Consider the following 17,002-nt stretch of genomic DNA (forward strand, 5'->3'; position numbering starts at 1 on the left):
AAAAATTATGAAAAAATGGTTAGTGCCTTTAATTGTTATTGGAGTTCTAGTATTTGGTATTTACTCTTGGGCAAAAGGATTTTATAACACAGGAGTTACCTATCAAGAAGATGCCAAAACAACTTGGTCTAATGTAGAAAGTTCTTACCAAAGAAGAAACGATTTAATAGGTAACTTAGTAAAAACAGTTCAAGGAGCAGCTGACTTTGAAAAAAGTACATTAACAGAAGTTATTAACGCAAGAGCAAAAGCAACTTCTGTAAATATAAATGCAGGTGACTTAACGCCAGAAAAAATGGCACAATTTCAACAAGCACAAACAGGGTTAAGCGGTGCTTTATCAAAATTATTAGTATCTGTTGAACGTTATCCTGATATCAAAGCAAACAAAAACTTCTTAGAATTACAAAGTCAGTTAGAAGGTACAGAAAATCGTATTAATGTAGCTCGTGATCGTTACAATGAAGCTGTAAATATTTATAACAAACATATTAAAATGTTTCCTGGAAATTTATTAGCAGGAATGTTTAACTTAACAGAAATGGCACGTTATAAAGCTGACGCAGGATCAGAGAAAGCTGTAGATGTAGATTTCGATTTTAAAAACTAATATATGTCTAACGTAGAAGATTTTCTTACTGCTAAAGAAGAGGAAGAAATTGTTCTAGCTATACAACAAGCAGAACGAAATACTTCTGGTGAAATTCGTGTACATATAGAGAAAACTACTGCCATTTCTCATTACGATAGAGCACTAGAAGTATTTCAAATGCTTAAAATGTTTAATACCCAACAACGAAACGGCGTATTGCTTTATATTGCTGTTGACGATCATAAGTTTGTAATTTATGGCGATGAAGGTATTAATGCCGTTGTTCCTACAGACTTTTGGGAAACAACCAAAGAAGTCATCCAAAATCAGTTTAAACAAAGGAATTTTAAACAAGGAATTATAGATGGCATTCTGAAAGCAGGAAATGAACTTAAAGCTCATTTTCCTTGGGCTACAGATGATGAAAATGAGTTGAGTAACGAAATATCGAAAGGATAAAACCTTCCCAGAAGGAATAAGTATGATAAAGAATATAACGTTATTACATAAAAGAGCAAACAAGTTACAGAGCTTAAAAGTTGTTCTTTTTTTTATTGCATTTTTATGTGGACAAACTCTTTTTTCACAAGGGTACAAAATTCCCGAAAAGCCAAAATTTCAAACGAGTGTTTACGACTATATCAATTTATTATCTCCAAGTCAAAAAGCAAGTTTAGAAAATAAGCTCATTAAATATTCAGATACTACATCAACACAAGTAGTGGTGGCAATTATTAATTCTACAGAAGGAGAGAATATAGGGTATTTAGCAACCAATTGGGCACATGAATGGGGGATTGGGCAAAAGAAAGAAGATAATGGGGTGTTTGTGTTACTTGCCCAAAAAGATCGAAAAGTAACTATTAGGACAGGTTACGGAACCGAACATTTACTTACTGATTATGTTTCTCGTCAAATTATAGAATATGATATTATTCCTTACTTTAAAAAGGGAGATTATTACGCTGGATTAGATAGCGGAGTAGAAGCCATTTTTAAGGTGATGAGTGGTGAGTATAAAGGAAGTAGAAAACAAACTAAAGGAAATAGTTTTGGTTTTATTGTCTTTATAATTATTCTCATAGTGTTTTTCATTATTATTTCTAGTGGGAATAGAGGAAATCGTGGAGGAGGAAGAAATTATAGAAAAACAGATTCTGTTAGAGATTTACTAGATATCATCATTCTAAGCAACGCAGGAAGAGGCGGATTCGGTGGCGGAAGCTTTGGAGGTGGATCGTCTGGAGGATTCGGTGGCGGTGGCTTCGGAGGAGGTTTCGGCGGTGGCGGATTTGGTGGCGGTGGAGCTACCGGAGGTTGGTAGTTTGTAAATGAAAAAACTCAGTATATTTTTCTTTTTATTTATTCTTTTAGGTTGTCAAAACTATGGACAGCTTAGTGTTGTCACGAATTTACCTAAGTTACTCGATGAGGTTTCTGGAATTCAAAAGGAACCAAATTCTGATAAAATTTGGATGGTAAATGATAGTGGCAATAAACCTGAATTATACAGAGTTACTTCTGAAGGAGAAATTGAAAAAACTATATCAATAAACGCTAAAAATTACGATTGGGAAGACATAGCTTCTGATGACAATGGAAACATTTACATTGCCGATTTTGGAAACAATAATAACAAAAGAAAGAACTTAGTAATTCTAAAAATTAAGGAAGAAGATTTGTTAAATGGAGATGATGTTGAGGTAGAAAAAATAAAATTTTCATACCCTAATCAAACCAAGTTTCCACCTAAAAAGAAAGACCGTTTTTTTGATGCAGAATCTTTAATCTATAAAGATGGTGCTCTCTATATATTCACAAAAAGTAGGGTTAAAAATAAGCACGGAAAAACAATGTTATACAAAGTTCCAGCTACAAAAGGAGAGTATACAGCTCAGTATATATCTGAGTATGCAAACTGTAACGATGTTCATTGTGCAATAACAGCAGCAGCAATATCACCAGATAAACAAAAAGTGGTTTTGCTAACACATCAATCTGTTTTAGTATTTACTAATTTTAACGGAGATGATTTTTTTAGTGGAGACGTAAAAGAATACACATTCAATCATATATCTCAAAAAGAAGGTGTTACTTTTAAAGATGAAAGAACTCTTTATATAACAGATGAAGCTGATAAAATAGGAAGCAGTAAACTGTATGAATTTGTATTAAAGGACTAAAAAAATCAGTTACCAATGTATGCACATTGATAACTGAGAGAGTTAGGGGAATAATCAACACCTAGTTTGGGTGTCTATACGTAATCAATCTGTCTAGAATATCCTGCATTTATAGCTAATAAAATAGAATCTTCTCGGCTAAAACTAAACGGAATAATAGAGCTTAAAGGTTCTTCAAATTTTTCTTCTATTTTTTGTTTAGATAATATCAAAGCTTGCTCTACTAATTTATGATATTCGGTTATAAAGTATTTTTTAGGTAAGTTTTCAAACTTAGCAACATCAAAGTCATAAAATTTTGTTCTTGTAACAGCTTTGTATTCTTGGTCGTTATGTACAAATAAATAGGTAAGATCAACGTGAATAGTAGTGTTAGCACCACTGGGATCGTCTGGCCAATTATAAATTAAAAGATAAGCTCCATCAATACTAACCTTTGGTTTAGAAATTTCCTCAATCTTTTCAAAACTCGTTAAATCACAAGATCCTGTTTTAATAACTTCTTCTATAGTTTCAACTGTACTCATTATTAATAATTTAATTTTTTAGTCAAATATCTTAGAAATTTGGGGCTGGCTTTTAGGTGTTTTATAAACGCATACTATTATTTTATAAACGTTTTGTTAAAGTGGTGGATAAGGAGGTGAAATGAAAATATATAATTATTTTAGTTGGCTAATTACTTACAAAAAAATGCCATTGTTTAAAAGAAGCTACTTTTTATATATCGTCTGTACCCTTTTAGTTTTTTCAGCCTGTAAAAGAAATGATGTAGATAAAGATTTACAAGAATATTTATTAGCTGTTGATAGTATTTCTCAACAAAAACCAAAAGAAGGATTAAGAAAAATAGATAGTTTATTAGAAAAGAAACAAAATTCTAAAAACAGGGCTTTATTGTTGTTTAGCAAAGGAGAACTTTTTTACCTGAACGATAAGTTAATAGAGGCAAAAAACATACACTTAGAAACCTACAAATTATTTACAAATCTTAAAGATGATTATAATATAGGAAGGAGCTTAATAACATTAAGTGCTACATGTATGAAGCTAAATGAGCTAGAAGATGCTCAAAAGTATGCGTTAGAGGCTTTAGAAATAGGCGAAAAAATAGAAAATACCCGACTACAAGCAAAGGCAAATAATCAACTATTTAATCTTCATTTTATATTAAAAGATTACGAACAGGCATTGTTTTACATAAAAAGGTCTGAAGAATTATTTACCGACCCAAATGACCCTAACTCAATTATAGCAATTAAAAGTAATATTGCTGGTGTTTATTTAATGTTAAAGCAATATAACAAAGCCTTAGAACAGTTTTCGGAAGCATTAGCTTTGGGTGAGTCGGCGAAAGATCCAAAAACTATCGTAAGTGTTCTTAATAATATTGGATACACGTATTTAGAAGCAAAACGTTTTGAAGAAGCAGAGAAGTTTTTACGAGGTGCAGTAAAACTTAACCAAAAAATTAAAACAATTAACGGAGCTCCATACAAAGGTTTAGGAACCCTTTTTTTAGTAACCAATAAATTAGATTCGGCAGCGGTAAATTACAACAAGGCGATGTCAATTTACAAGGGTAAAAACAATCTTTCTGAAGAACTAGAAATAAGAGATAAGCTAATATCAATAGCAATTCTTAAAAAGCAGTACCAAAAAGCATTAAACCATCAAATAATACGGGATAGTATAGAAGTGGTTAAGAGTAAAAAGCAAAACCAAAAACTTCTTCATTTTGCTAATGTGAACTATAAAATTAAAGAAAAAGAAATAGCATTAACCCATCAAAAAGAAATAAACAAACAAAATTGGTGGTTAGGAATTAGTGTAATTGTATCGTTGGTACTTATTTTAATTATAGCATTGTTTTTTGGATATAATAATAAGCTAAGAGCGGCTAATAAAGCTTCAAAATTAGAACAACGATTGTTAAGAGCTCAAATGAATCCGCATTTTATATTCAACACCTTAGCGGCGATTCAGAATATAACTTTAGAAGGAAACCCAGTAAAATCATCAAACTATATAGCTAAGTTTTCAAAACTTATTCGACAAAATTTTGATTATGTTCGAAAAGAAGAAATTAGCTTAGAAGAAGAACTAGCTATGATTTCTAATTACATAGACACACAACAGCTACGTTTCAATAATAGTTTTAGTTATCATATAAATATTTCTGAAAACTGTGATACAAAACAAGTAAAAGTACCACCTATGTTGTTACAGCCTTTTGTTGAAAATGCTATTGAATATGGCTTAAAAGAAAAGAAATCAGGAGGAATATTGAACTTAAATATTCGAAAAACAGGTGAAGAACTGTTTTTTGAAATTGAAGATAATGGAGTAGGAAGGAAGCAAAAAAAGAGTCAAGAAAAAATAGCAAAAGATTTACACGCTACCGATATTTTTATTGAAAGATTACAGATAAGAAATAAAGGAGAAGAAAAATCTTTTACCATAGAAGATTTACACGATAAGGATGGACACCCATCAGGAACAAAAGTTGTATTTAAATTAAAGTTATAAAATGATAAAAGCTGCTATAATAGAAGATGAGTTTAATGCACTAAACACATTAACAAAACTGTTGCAATACACGCAAAAAGATATAGAAATTGTAGCTAAAATTGATAATGTAGATGAAGCTATAGATTTTTTAAGCAACAATAATTTAGACTTAGTGTTTATAGATATTGAGTTGATTGGAGGAAATGCTTTTCAAATATTAGAAGCCTTAGAAACCATAAACTTTAAAATGATATTTACCACAGCGTATGATGAATTTGCAATAAAAGCTATTAAGTTTGATACGGTAGATTATTTATTAAAACCTATAGATTCTGACGAATTAAATGCTTGTATAGAGCGTTTTAGAGCGGACTTTGAAAAAGAGAAAAAGTACACGCAAGCACTAAGCAAAATAAATGAGTTTGATAAAAAAGAGGCTCAAAAAACATTGCTTATTAAAACTACCGAAGAGCAACATTTTTTACATGTAGATGATATTGTACGTTGCCAATCAGACGGAAGTTATACGCTTTTTTATACTACAGATAAAAAAATAATGAGTGCTAGAAACTTAAAGTATTACGAAAATATTTTAAGTACACATGCCTTTGCTAGAGTACATCAATCTCACTTAATCAATATAAAATATTTAGCTTCCGTAAGTGCCAATACAGTTAAGTTATCAAGTGGTGAAAATGTTCCTTTATCATCAAGAAAAAAAACATATTTAAAACAATTTTTAGAGAATTTTAATACGAATACAAAATAAAAAGTAACACATATAAAACTCATTAAAATAGCGCTAAAGTTCCATGTAGTTTTGAGGTGAATAATAGAAAATAACCTTAAAAAAACAATCATATGGGACTTAAAGAAAAAAGATTTACAAAAACTTTTCAAGAAGAAAAATACCCTGCTTTAAAACAACAAATAAACGACGCAGCAGGTTTTGATGTAACAATTGATGTAGAGTGGGAAACCATGTTTGAAGATAAGTTTTTACACTTATATGATGACAGTTATCCTAAAATTTACTTCCAACCACTTATTGATGCCTTTTCTGCTATAACTACAGATGATATGGGGAAAGAAGCATTGACAGAATCGTTAAAAAAAGTAGTTATTACCAATAAAGACGATCATCACAATCCAACACATGCTTACACCTTTGAAGAAGGGGTTTTACAAGTAAATCATAGTCCAATTTTAAATGCAGATAAAGTTCAAGATAGAACAGATGCACTTGTTGATTTATTAGAAAACAATTTATAGTCTAGTAATTCATACCAAAAAAATAAAATTGCTATGGAAACAGATTATATCAATCAATTTAAAGCGCAATCGCCAGCAGCTATAATTCATAGTATGTTTAGAGAAAAAAAGCAATTAAAAATTGCTTTATCACTAAAAAACGGACTTTATGTAGAAGGCTTTATAGTAGACATTGCCAAAGAGGAATACCAAACATTTGTGTGTATGAAAACCGAAGAACAAGAAGTATTGTTTTTCGATCTTCAAGAGGTGTCTGTTTTACGAATTAAGCATCCTAAAAAAATAGCAGTTTCATTATCTAAAGGAAATATTAGTCGTCCATTAGGAGAAGATCCCATAAGTGTTTTACAATTAAAAAGATGGACTCTTGAGCAAGAACCTTTGTTAGAGGCAACGATTAATTTATCATTTGAAAAACCAGCATTACAAGAAGCAAATGCTCGATTAAATTGTAAAGATGTTATTGCAAGCTTATTAAAAGCAAAACAGTTAATAGTAGAGGATGAAATGGGGTTAGCAGCATGGAAAGAAATAGAAACAGTTACTATTACTAATACAGAAACATTACAAGTAACTAAAGAAGGAAATGTTTTAAAAATTGGTGTTGAAATTACTAAAGTATTGCCAAAAGAATTAGAGAATCTTTTTATTGAAAAGATAGAAAAAGTACTGTAGAATAATAAAATTATTAAAAAATGGGTCTTAAAGAAAAAAGAGCAGTTCAAACATTTAAAAACGAATCATTTCCAGCATTAGAAGCGGAAATAAATAATAAAGCAGGATTTAACGTATCATTAAACATAGCATGGGATACATTGGTAGAAGATAAGTTTTCTCACCTTTACAATGATACGTTTCCAAAAATATATTTTCAACCGCTAATAGAAGCTATTAAAGCAGTTAATATTGATGAGATTGGGGGAGAGTTGCTAAAAAATGGATTAAAAGAAGTAAAGATTGTTAATGAAAACAATGAGCATAATTTAGAAAGAGCAATCACTTTTGTAGATGGGGTATTAACCATTAATCACAGCCCAATTATGAATGCTGACAAAGTGGAAGAAAAAACGGAAAGAATTGTACACCTTTTAGAAACGCATTTAGAAGAATTTGCAGGAAGCGAAGCTAGTGTTGAAAGTACAGAAAACCCTAATAACATTGTAGGAGGAAAGGTAGATAACACTATAAAATTAAGTTTGCCTCAGTTGCACAATCAATATGTAGCTTTAGCTTTTGAAAAGCAAGATAACTTAGCTGATGTTGTTGAAGACTTACCATGGAACTGTGATATGCTTCAAGGAACGGTAACTTATGGAGACCTTACCTTTAAAATGCAAGTATTAGGAACCTACTCTCACAATGAAAAATCATGGTTGTGGGCTTGGGCAAATAAACAAAGTGGTATTCCAGAACAATTTTTAGAAGCTTCATTACAAATGAAAGCTCTTGGTGAACGTCATGGAATAGAAGATTTACTATCATCAAAAATAGAAACAGAACACGATCCTGGTCATTATTTCTCATTTGTAGCAACAGGGGTAAACCAAGCAAGTTGCTATGCTCCATTACCTTTTAAAGGGCTAACTGTATATGTATTGCTATACACTGATGTAGTGGATGAAAAAGAGATAAATATTCCGGCTTTAATCTGTTCACACTTCTCAAAAACAATAACTCGTATGGATTTTGAACACAAGCACGCATTGTTTTGCTATTTAGTTCAAAAAGGATATGAGGTTGAGGTATCAGGAAACAATATCGTTGCGAAAAAAGGAGAGGATCAAATTTTAGGAATTTTTGACCTAAAAGGAAGGTTATTAAAATTGTCTAACTCAACAGTTCCAGTAGGAGCTTAAAAAAGAAAAAAGTATGTACCAATCTACCACATTATCAGAATTAGAAAAAGAACATCAAGAAGCGTTAACTCAAGCGCAAAATAAAATGATGGAAGATTTGAATCTTGCTCAACAAAATGGTGACAACGATTTAATCCATCAAGCAAGTGTTCATTTTCAAAATATAGCAAAAGAATTAGCAGAACAATACACAAAACGTATTGAAGAAATTAATGAGTTAAATCTTAAAAATATTACTGAAAACATTCAAGAGGTATATGATAATTCTAGAGCAGAAATTGATTTAAACGCTTTGGTTTATGACGGTGATCGAGATTATGTTTTAAAGTTTCAAGAAGATGAGTTGATTCAAAAAACCTTAGAAAGAATAAAAGAAAACAACCCAGTTTTCAAGTCGAGAAGACACCTGTTAAAATCAAGTTTACGATTAACAAAAATGTTAGCTCCTGTACTTCATGAAATTGGGAATCATTGTAAAGAGGTATTGAAACTAAAAGCAGATATTGAGTTTTTCGTGTATCAAGAAGATAAATTCAACGCTTCATGTTATCCACCAGATGAAGATAAATTATATATTATTTTAACTTCAGGGATTTTAGAACGCTTTAGTAAAGACGAGTTAGCTTTTGTTATTGGTCATGAAATAGGACATGTATTATTCGAGCACTTTAATTATCCAGTAAAACATATTTTAGACGAAGGCGCAAACGACTTAGCACCAATTCATGCCATGAAGTTATATGCATGGAATCGTAACGCAGAAATTAGTGCCGATAGAGCAGGTTTATTATGTTGTAAGAGTTTTGAAGCAGCAGCAAGAACATTTTTTAAATTATCATCGGGAGTAACTTCTAATTCTTTAGATTTTAAATTGAACGAATACATTAATCAATTTTCAGATTTAGAAGAAGTTTTAAATGACGACACGCACGATCCTTCAGATTGGTATAGTAGTCACCCATTTAGTCCACTTCGTATTAAAGCATTAGAGTTGTTTAATAAGAGTAAGACATATGAGTTATTTAATCCAGCAATTAATGGAGAAATAACAGAGGAGGCAATGGAGTTAGAAATACAGCGAATTATGTCGTTAATGGAGCCAGAAGATTTAGGAAATGAAACTGAGCATTCAGAAAAAATTCAACGTTTTATGTTCTTAGGAGGTTATATGATTTCAAAGGCAGATGGTGTTGTGGATGATTCTGAAATACAAGCATTAAGTAGTGTTGTGTCACCATCGGTTTTTGCTCAATGTATGTTAACCATTAAAGGATTAACAGAGCAAGACATTATTGATGAAATTATAGCGTTAGCCAAAGAGCTAGATATTGTAATTTCTGTAATGCAAAAACTAAATATTCTAAGAGATTTATCTATTATTTCTTATGCTGATGGAAGTATAGATGCTGCTGAAGTTGATGTGCTTTACAATTTAGCAAGACAATTATATATAAAAACTGAATTTATTGATAGAATAATCAGCGACGCCCAGGGTGTTGACTAACAATATGATTTTTGTTTATCCATGTTAGCTAAACCATACATATTAACCGTGTATGGTTTGGCTTATGTTATATATTAAAAGTGCCCACCCAACAATTAGTAGTAAACCTCCTAAAGGAGTAATAGGACCTAAAAACTTCATTTTTTTACCTTTTGCATCTGATAATACCAAACCATAAATACTAAAGGAGAAAAGTATAACTCCAACTACAAAAGCGTAATATATTGCCGAACTAGGAGCGTCAAAATAACCTCCAACAAATAATAAAACCAATGCGTGGTACATTTGATATTTTACACCTGTTTCAAATGATTTTAATTGCTCTTCATTTAAAACTTTCTTTAAAGCATGTGCTCCAAAAGCACCAAATATTACAGCGAACATACCAAATAAAGCGCCTGTAATTAATACAATTTGTTGTGTCATATTTTTTTTAAGAATTAAAAAGAAAAACCAATACTTAAAGCTACTCTGTCTTCTTGTGAGTTTCCTTTAAAGTATGAAATATTAGCTGTGAACAAGTCGATTCCGCTTAACCATAAAGAACCACCATAACTGGTATGCCATTTCTTTGAATTTGGAGAATACGGAGACCATACACGACCATAATCAAATCCGCCAGTAACACCAATTTTCATAGGAATAATTCCTGTACGAATGCGTCCAAAACGCAAACGTAAATCGTTACTGTGATAAAAACTTTGTGTACCAGAAAAACGTTCTCTATTAAATCCACGTAAACTACGTTCACCACCTAAAGTAGCCGCTTGGTAAACTTCAAAACGATTTCCTACATTAATTTGAGTCCCTACTTCAGAAGCAAAAACTAATGAACGGTTGAATACTAGATTTTGATACATTGCCAAAGAACTCTTAATGTAACCAAAACGTCTGTCGAAATCTTCTAAGTTGGCTTTAGCTCCAACAGCTAAATCGAAGTTCATACCTTTGGTAGGGAAACTGCTATTGTCTACTCGGTTGTGATTAAAGTTAAACTCACCACCCCAAAAATAATTAGTATCAAAAATAGCGGTAGGCTGGTTATCAAAATTATTGATAAATCGATTGGGAGTATCTTCCACTTCAATCGATTCAATAATTCCTGAAATTTTAAAAATGCTTCCACCTCGTAATCGTTTTAATAACGAAGGAGAAAAACTTATTTCTTCTTTTTTAACACGATAGTGATCTAAATCAAAAGTTTGATCGTAAACACTTTCGTTACCCCACCCAAAGAAATTAAAAGAATAATTATCACTAGTAGCTTTAGCACGTAAATGCAAGCTCCAGTTCCCAATCAGTTCAGTGAATTCACCATTGTACTCTAAATCGTATCCACCAGTTGCAGAGTAGTAGTTTGCTGCTAAAGTATGTTGGTTTGCAAAAGGACGTTTTTTGAATCCTTGTTGTGTATATGTTACCGAAGCACCAAAAAAGAAACCATCGTCTGGGTTGCTTCCTAAGCTAGGAAAAACAATAGTTGTATTGTTATTGATGTCGTGTGCGTCGTAGGTGTTTTTTAAATAACTATCCGAACGTAAATCCATAGTTTCAGAACTTGGATTTATCGTATTTTTCTTTGATTTAAAATCGTATATTTTAGTTTTCTTTCCCCAACCTGCAACAGATGATTTATCGGTATACACATCGTGATTTTGACCACCTATAATTCGTAATAAAATTCCATCATGTACATCACCAGAAATTAAAAACTCATCATCTCCATTTAAACCATAAATCTGTATTTCTTTAGTTTCTTTTGTTTTGAAAACACGGTTGTAGATTTCATTTTCTTTTCTAAAAACAACAACACTAGTTTCCTCATCATTTAAACGTTTGATGATAAATTTATCATCTTTATCTGTACCAACTACATGTACAACTTTATTTAGTTTTGTGTAGTAACGTTTGGCAATTTCTTTTAATTTATCTCTTCTAGCCTTAATTTTAGCAATGGTTTCTTTTCCATCAATATCATAAATAGCCTTTGGTAATTGTTGAATTGATTTTTCAATTACTTCATCGGTTAAATGTTGTTGAATATATTCAACTTGTTTATTCCAATCATCAAGTGTTAATTGATTTAAAAAGGCAGCATCAAAGAAGCGAGCATAGTTATTGTACCATTTCATATTTTTGATATCGTTATCAAAAGTTTGCATGTTCTTTACTAAGGGCGCAAATTGCTGAAATAGAGGAATCATAACTCCATCAAACTTAGAAAAAGGTTGGTCTCTATCTCTAGGAATTGGACGGTAATATTTTTTACCCTCTTCAGTTTTAAAAGAAGCCCAACGCCATTGGTCTTCATGCCTATCCCAATCACCAATTACCATATCAAACAAACGCGAACGAATAACCCATTCTTGGTCGATTGAATGTTTACCGTTTTTCCTGATTTTTTCTAACACATCAAATGTGCTAATTATATCATCTGAATTACCGAAGTTGTCTAATTCACTACGGTTTCCAGCAGGTCGTTCTTCTAATAGGTATAACTGCCCTCCAAAGATGTCGTTATGTTTTCCTAAAGCAGGTTGTTTAGGCATGTAATATAGCTTTGGATTGGTATGATAAATATTTACAGCGTTTGCCATATCAGGAAGTACAAAAGCAGCATATGGGTGAGACATTGTAAAAATATCTTGAACCACATCAACTAAAAACGTCCCTTTTAAAATACCTCCCATAATACGACTTCCGTCTTTTACCATTGAACGTAAAACATACTGTTTACCTTCAGGATTTTCTAATCGTAACGAATTTGTTTGATTACCACCACCTCTTCTAATAGGAGTTAAACCTCCAAAAACATTTTCTAATTCTAATACAGGAACTTTTACTGTTTTTCCGTATTTGTCTCTATTTAAATCTCCCCACATAAATTTATGAAAACCACTAACATCAGTAGCTTCAGGAGGATAAATTGAGGTTTCTATAAACTTCTTGTGCTCTTCGTATTCAGGAAAGTTTGAATAGTTTTTTGTTTGTTTTGGTTTTACAATTTCTTTACTAAATAAGAGTTTATGTCCGTCTTTGGTATTGGCAGCGTAGTATTCAATAACAGCTGAACCGTCTTTGTAATAATTCAATCTAGCATACCCGTGATTACCGTAAGTAAATTGTGCGCCATAACCAACTAAAGCTGCCGATTGTTTTGAACCAGAACCACTAATTACTTGTTTAAATCCGTCTTGTTCTATGTATTGTAAGTTGTGGTCATGACCAGAAACAAATACAACATTGTCTGTGAAATCATCAGAAACAGCTTGTATTTGATTAATAAAGTCACTGTAGTTTTTATTAAAAATATCAGTTTGAATCCCTGCATGAGAGCGTAATGCATTTTTCAATGTACCTAAAATTGGTGCTGGTTTCATGTGGTCTTTTACTGAAAAGCTTCCACCATGAGGTCCATTGCTATATAAAGGATGATGCACTGCGACTACAACATTTTTATACCTGTTTTTTTTGAACAAACTAGATAGCTCTTGAATAAAACGTTCACGAGTTTTAATATCGCAATTATCGTTCATTTTAGGCTCTTTATCCCAGTTCATAATAAACCAACGGCTATCAATAAGAATTAAAGTTAGGTCTTCATTGATTTCTATTTTGTCAAGACCACAACCTCCTTCAGGTAGAAAAGAACCTTTACCTAAAGCCTGTTCAACCAGTCGTTCTTGTTCTTTTAAGCCATCAACACCATTGTACCAGTCATGGTTTCCAGGAATAAAAATTGTTTTTCCTTTAAAGTCTTGCAAAGCATCAATTTGCGTTTGTAAACGATGTTCAGCTAAGGCTCTATCTTTGTGTTTTTTACTAGGTATTCCGTATGGATATATATTGTCTCCTAAAAATATGGTGGTAGCATTTTTAGTTGCTTTAGCTAACTTTTCTTGGAAATATTTTAGAGTAGGGGTGGTCTGTCCCATTTCGGCATTACCAGCATCTCCAATTAAATAAAAGGAGTGTACCAATTCTTTATTTGTTTGAATTGTTCTTGGAGAAGTTTTATCTGCGTACTTAGCTTTATAAGATGCACAACCACTAACTATAACAGCTATAGTTAGATACATGCAAAACTTGGTTAAGTTCATGTTTTGTTTTTTGGTTATGTAAAAATAAGGCTTTTTGAGCTAAAATTATTGCTTTAGTAAATGCTGATAGTCTTCAGGAGTATCAATGTCTAGTAAGTTTTGATGGGAATTAATTTTAAGAACATTATTGTTATGTTGTAATAGGAAATTCTTAGCTCCTTTATCGCCTTTTAGATTTAACAAATCATTAAAATATTTTTTCGGAAACATAGCAGGAACTCCAACACTACCTTGGTAGTTAGAGGCAATTATTTTAGAAGGGTTCTTTTTTGAAGCTTCAATCAACGAGTTCAAGTACTCAGAAGTAACATGAGGTTGATCTGCTAGCATTATTAAGGCATTGTCAAAGTTATGTTTTTGTAAGAAATCAATTCCTGTTACGATGCTAGTACTTAATCCGCTTTCATAATTAGGGTTGTAAATGATTTTAATGGTATTTGAAGCAAGTTTTTTTTCAATAGTATCCTTATTAGCTCCTAATACACAAAATACATTTTTAACTATTGATTTTAGAGCTTGTTCAATTATCCATTCTAGTAACGTTGTGTTTTTATAAGGAAGCAATTGTTTCATTTTTCCCATTCGGGAAGCGCTTCCAGCAGCTAATATGAGAATTGCTATTTTTTGCATCGCATTAGTTATGGATTCGTCCAGTAATCTTTTTTAGAGAAAATACTTCTTTGTTACGAATTACAGATAATATTTCTGCTAAGATTGATAACGCAATTTCTTCAGGAGTTTCAGCTCCAATGTTTAAACCAGCTGGTGTATGAATTTTTTCTAAAAAATCATCAGTAATATCGGGTGAGAATTCAAATAGTTCGTTAAACAGTTTTTCACGTCGCTTAGCAGCACCTAAAATACCTATGTAAACAGGGTTTTGTTCTTGTAATTTAATTAACCAACGCAAATCGTATGTAAAATTATGATTCATAATAACAACTGCAGTATTGTTATTTACATGAGAAAGCTGAATTACTTCTGGAGTTTGAGCAACTACCGATTTAGCACCTGGAAAATCAGCTAACTCTTTTGGGTCTTTTATAGAGGTAACTACATCAACTTCCCAACCTAACTGAGTTGCTTGCATACATAGTTTTACAGCATCATGTTCTCCACCAATAATAAGCAGGCGAAATAGTGGTTGTAAGGTTTGTTTAAAAGTAGTTAAATGGTCTGTTTTTTCAGAATAAAAATCTTTGTTGAAAGAAAATCTTTGTTGGTTGTTAAATTGAATTATAGAACCGAAATTCCCGTATGCTTCATCTTCTTTTATAAAGAAAGATGTAATGTTATACGACTCTCTTTGAATATTATTTTCTGAGAAAGCTTCAATAAATTTAGTTGAAAGATTAAAAGGTTCTAAAAGAACATATAATATTCCTTCACAACCTAAACGATAACGACCATCATAGGTTATTACTTTAGGTTTGTTGTTTTCAAAAACCGATTGAGCTCTACGTTGTACTTCTTTTTCAACACAGCCTCCACTAATAGCTCCAATTATTTTTCCGTCAGAAGAAAGTAGCATTCTAACCCCTGGTTTTCTATAAGAAGAGCCGTCTAAATCTACAACCGTTGCTAAAACATTCTGTAAGCCTTGTTGTTGATTTATGGTAGCTTGTCTTATAATTTCTTTAAGTTCGTGTGTCATTTTGTGTAAAAAAACTCTTTTAAAAATACACTTTTTTATCACTTTATTAAAAATTAATACTGGTTAATAATTTATTATTTTAGCAAAAACCTTTTTTCATGAATAGTTTGATAGAAAAGACAGAGCAGTTTGTGGTGGATTTACTAAATGAAAGTTTAGATAAGAATTTTGTGTACCATAATATTGCGCATACTCAACGAGTGGTTGAAAAAACACTCGAATTAATTGAGGGAGAAACTTTTTCAGAAGCGGAGAAACAAGCATTGATTTTAGCTGCTTGGTTCCATGATGTAGGGTATACTGTAAATCCAGATAATCATGAAGAAGAGAGTGTAGTTATTGCTACTGATTTTTTGAAAAATGAAGAGGTTTCAGATGAGGTTATTGATGAGGTGTCAAGACTGATAACTACTACTAAAATGGGGGTTAGTCCTAATACAGAAGTAGAAAAGATTTTAAAGGATGCTGATTGTTCTCATGTGGGGAGTAAAAACTACAGTGATTTCAATGAGTTATTACGTAAAGAAAGAGAGTTGGTTTGTAATAGAACGATAAAAGATGTTGAATGGGACGATGCAAATCTTAACTTTTTAACTAAACATCGCTTTTATACTAGTAAAGCTTCTAAACTTTGGGAAAAACAGAAGAGTAAAAATATAGCGCAGCTTTTAAAGAAAAAGCAAAAGCAAGCACAAGAAGCTGCTAAATTGAAGCAGAAGAAAGAAGAACTAGCGTACAAGAAAAATAAAATAGAGCTACCAGAAAGAGGAATAGAAACGATGTTTCGTGTGGCGATGCGCAATCATATAACGTTGAGTGATATTGCTGATACAAAAGCAAATATTTTACTTTCGGTAAATGCAATTATTATTTCGATGACTTTGTCTACCTTAATCCCTAAGTTAGATAACCCGTCAAACCATTATTTGATTATTCCTACTATAATTTTTGTGTTTTTTACGGTGGTTTCAATAGTGTTGTCAGTTTTAGCAACGAGACCGAATGTTACCGAAGGAAAGTTTACAAAAGAAGATGTAACCAATAAAAAAGTCAATTTATTATTCTTTGGAAATTTTCATCAGATGGAGTTGCTAGAATTTGAGTGGGCAATGAATGAGATGATGCAAGATCGTGACTATTTGTATGGTTCACTTAGTAAAGATTTATATTTCTTAGGGTTAGTGTTAAATAGAAAATATAAGCTACTACGAATTACCTATACCGTTTTTATGATAGGTATTTTGGTAAGTGTAATAGCTTTTGCTGTAGCTTTTAATATACAAGAAAATGCTTCAAAAGTGGCAGAATTAGTTTCGGAGTTATTGTAGAA

16 protein-coding genes are annotated in these 17,002 nt (G+C 31.7%); 11 read left to right on the forward strand and 5 right to left on the reverse strand.

Annotation, left to right across the window (positions count from 1 at the left end):
- The first annotated feature begins 7 nt into the window (after nucleotides 1-7).
- Genes C8N26_RS04555 through C8N26_RS04570 form a run of 4 tightly spaced genes read left to right on the forward strand, consistent with a single transcriptional unit; the run spans nucleotide 8 to nucleotide 2,775 of the window.
- Nucleotides 8-610 carry a LemA family protein gene (locus C8N26_RS04555; protein ID WP_028892329.1) on the forward strand — a complete coding sequence of 201 codons (603 nt, stop codon included), beginning with the start codon at nucleotides 8-10 and terminating at the stop codon, nucleotides 608-610.
- 3 nt (nucleotides 611-613) lie between these two features.
- Nucleotides 614-1,051: a TPM domain-containing protein gene (locus C8N26_RS04560; RefSeq protein WP_028892330.1), complete on the forward strand. Its 438-nt coding sequence runs from the start codon at nucleotides 614-616 to the stop codon at nucleotides 1,049-1,051.
- 22 nt (nucleotides 1,052-1,073) lie between these two features.
- The gene (locus tag C8N26_RS04565; RefSeq protein ID WP_028892331.1) at nucleotides 1,074-1,916 is read left to right on the forward strand and encodes a TPM domain-containing protein; all 843 of its coding nucleotides are present in this window, start codon (nucleotides 1,074-1,076) and stop codon (nucleotides 1,914-1,916) included.
- 7 nt (nucleotides 1,917-1,923) lie between these two features.
- Nucleotides 1,924-2,775, forward strand: coding sequence for an SdiA-regulated domain-containing protein (locus tag C8N26_RS04570; protein ID WP_120186251.1), 852 nt, complete (start codon nucleotides 1,924-1,926; stop codon nucleotides 2,773-2,775).
- A gap of 74 nt (nucleotides 2,776-2,849) precedes the next feature.
- Here C8N26_RS04570 and C8N26_RS04575 read toward each other — a convergent pair whose 3' ends face one another.
- Entirely contained in the window at nucleotides 2,850-3,302 is a 453-nt protein-coding gene (locus C8N26_RS04575; RefSeq protein ID WP_120186252.1) for a hypothetical protein, read from the reverse strand.
- 166 nt (nucleotides 3,303-3,468) lie between these two features.
- Here C8N26_RS04575 and C8N26_RS04580 point away from each other — a divergent pair, with 166 nt between their 5' ends.
- The 6 genes from C8N26_RS04580 to C8N26_RS04605 all read left to right on the forward strand — a co-directional run bounded on the left by C8N26_RS04580 (nucleotide 3,469) and on the right by C8N26_RS04605 (nucleotide 9,918).
- Nucleotides 3,469-5,304 (forward strand): tetratricopeptide repeat-containing sensor histidine kinase, encoded by a 1,836-nt coding sequence (locus C8N26_RS04580; RefSeq protein WP_120186539.1) that lies wholly within the window; start codon nucleotides 3,469-3,471, stop codon nucleotides 5,302-5,304.
- A gap of 1 nt (nucleotide 5,305) precedes the next feature.
- A complete protein-coding gene (locus C8N26_RS04585) occupies nucleotides 5,306-6,055 on the forward strand; it encodes a LytR/AlgR family response regulator transcription factor (protein ID WP_120186253.1) in 750 nt (249 codons plus the stop codon).
- A 92-nt stretch (nucleotides 6,056-6,147) separates the two neighbouring features.
- Nucleotides 6,148-6,558 carry a hypothetical protein gene (locus C8N26_RS04590; RefSeq protein ID WP_120186254.1) on the forward strand — a complete coding sequence of 137 codons (411 nt, stop codon included), beginning with the start codon at nucleotides 6,148-6,150 and terminating at the stop codon, nucleotides 6,556-6,558.
- 33 nt (nucleotides 6,559-6,591) lie between these two features.
- Complete coding sequence (locus C8N26_RS04595; RefSeq protein WP_120186255.1) at nucleotides 6,592-7,233, forward strand: hypothetical protein; 642 nt, start codon at nucleotides 6,592-6,594, stop codon at nucleotides 7,231-7,233.
- Nucleotides 7,234-7,253: 20 nt separating this feature from the next.
- A complete protein-coding gene (locus C8N26_RS13550; RefSeq protein WP_211327785.1) occupies nucleotides 7,254-8,414 on the forward strand; it encodes a DUF6882 domain-containing protein in 1,161 nt (386 codons plus the stop codon).
- 13 nt (nucleotides 8,415-8,427) lie between these two features.
- Complete coding sequence (locus tag C8N26_RS04605; protein ID WP_120186256.1) at nucleotides 8,428-9,918, forward strand: M48 family metallopeptidase; 1,491 nt, start codon at nucleotides 8,428-8,430, stop codon at nucleotides 9,916-9,918.
- 42 nt (nucleotides 9,919-9,960) lie between these two features.
- On the opposite strand, the gene C8N26_RS04610 is transcribed toward C8N26_RS04605, so the two are convergent.
- From C8N26_RS04610 to C8N26_RS04625, 4 genes are all read right to left on the reverse strand, one after another.
- Nucleotides 9,961-10,344, reverse strand: a complete 384-nt coding sequence (locus tag C8N26_RS04610) for a DUF423 domain-containing protein (protein ID WP_120186257.1) — start codon at nucleotides 10,342-10,344, stop codon at nucleotides 9,961-9,963.
- Nucleotides 10,345-10,358: 14 nt separating this feature from the next.
- Nucleotides 10,359-13,997: a ShlB/FhaC/HecB family hemolysin secretion/activation protein gene (locus C8N26_RS04615; protein WP_170141625.1), complete on the reverse strand. Its 3,639-nt coding sequence runs from the start codon at nucleotides 13,995-13,997 to the stop codon at nucleotides 10,359-10,361.
- A gap of 66 nt (nucleotides 13,998-14,063) precedes the next feature.
- Nucleotides 14,064-14,648 carry a nucleotidyltransferase family protein gene (locus C8N26_RS04620; protein ID WP_120186259.1) on the reverse strand — a complete coding sequence of 195 codons (585 nt, stop codon included), beginning with the start codon at nucleotides 14,646-14,648 and terminating at the stop codon, nucleotides 14,064-14,066.
- A gap of 4 nt (nucleotides 14,649-14,652) precedes the next feature.
- Nucleotides 14,653-15,672: an XdhC family protein gene (locus C8N26_RS04625; RefSeq protein ID WP_120186260.1), complete on the reverse strand. Its 1,020-nt coding sequence runs from the start codon at nucleotides 15,670-15,672 to the stop codon at nucleotides 14,653-14,655.
- A 98-nt stretch (nucleotides 15,673-15,770) separates the two neighbouring features.
- On the opposite strand from C8N26_RS04625, the gene C8N26_RS04630 reads away from it, so the two are divergent.
- On the forward strand, nucleotides 15,771-17,000 hold the full coding sequence (locus C8N26_RS04630) for a Pycsar system effector family protein (RefSeq protein WP_120186261.1): 1,230 nt from the start codon (nucleotides 15,771-15,773) through the stop codon (nucleotides 16,998-17,000).
- Nucleotides 17,001-17,002: the final 2 nt, after the last annotated feature.

The organism is Tenacibaculum lutimaris, from assembly GCF_003610735.1.
Taxonomy (GTDB): Bacteria; Bacteroidota; Bacteroidia; order Flavobacteriales; family Flavobacteriaceae; genus Polaribacter; species Polaribacter lutimaris.

Excerpts from the sequence above, each read along its gene's own strand:
- C8N26_RS04625 (WP_120186260.1), bottom strand. The coding sequence starts at position 15,672 with ATGACACACGAACTTAAAGAAATTATAAGACAAGCTACCATAAATCAA.
- C8N26_RS04605 (WP_120186256.1), top strand. The coding sequence starts at position 8,428 with ATGTACCAATCTACCACATTATCAGAATTAGAAAAAGAACATCAAGAA.
- C8N26_RS04565 (WP_028892331.1), top strand. The coding sequence starts at position 1,074 with ATGATAAAGAATATAACGTTATTACATAAAAGAGCAAACAAGTTACAG.
- C8N26_RS04555 (WP_028892329.1), top strand. The coding sequence starts at position 8 with ATGAAAAAATGGTTAGTGCCTTTAATTGTTATTGGAGTTCTAGTATTT.
- C8N26_RS04630 (WP_120186261.1), top strand. The coding sequence starts at position 15,771 with ATGAATAGTTTGATAGAAAAGACAGAGCAGTTTGTGGTGGATTTACTA.
- C8N26_RS04595 (WP_120186255.1), top strand. The coding sequence starts at position 6,592 with ATGGAAACAGATTATATCAATCAATTTAAAGCGCAATCGCCAGCAGCT.
- C8N26_RS04560 (WP_028892330.1), top strand. The coding sequence starts at position 614 with ATGTCTAACGTAGAAGATTTTCTTACTGCTAAAGAAGAGGAAGAAATT.
- C8N26_RS04580 (WP_120186539.1), top strand. The coding sequence starts at position 3,469 with ATGCCATTGTTTAAAAGAAGCTACTTTTTATATATCGTCTGTACCCTT.
- C8N26_RS04615 (WP_170141625.1), bottom strand. The coding sequence starts at position 13,997 with ATGTATCTAACTATAGCTGTTATAGTTAGTGGTTGTGCATCTTATAAA.
- C8N26_RS04590 (WP_120186254.1), top strand. The coding sequence starts at position 6,148 with ATGGGACTTAAAGAAAAAAGATTTACAAAAACTTTTCAAGAAGAAAAA.
- C8N26_RS13550 (WP_211327785.1), top strand. The coding sequence starts at position 7,254 with ATGGGTCTTAAAGAAAAAAGAGCAGTTCAAACATTTAAAAACGAATCA.
- C8N26_RS04585 (WP_120186253.1), top strand. The coding sequence starts at position 5,306 with ATGATAAAAGCTGCTATAATAGAAGATGAGTTTAATGCACTAAACACA.
- C8N26_RS04620 (WP_120186259.1), bottom strand. The coding sequence starts at position 14,648 with ATGCAAAAAATAGCAATTCTCATATTAGCTGCTGGAAGCGCTTCCCGA.
- C8N26_RS04570 (WP_120186251.1), top strand. The coding sequence starts at position 1,924 with ATGAAAAAACTCAGTATATTTTTCTTTTTATTTATTCTTTTAGGTTGT.
- C8N26_RS04610 (WP_120186257.1), bottom strand. The coding sequence starts at position 10,344 with ATGACACAACAAATTGTATTAATTACAGGCGCTTTATTTGGTATGTTC.
- C8N26_RS04575 (WP_120186252.1), bottom strand. The coding sequence starts at position 3,302 with ATGAGTACAGTTGAAACTATAGAAGAAGTTATTAAAACAGGATCTTGT.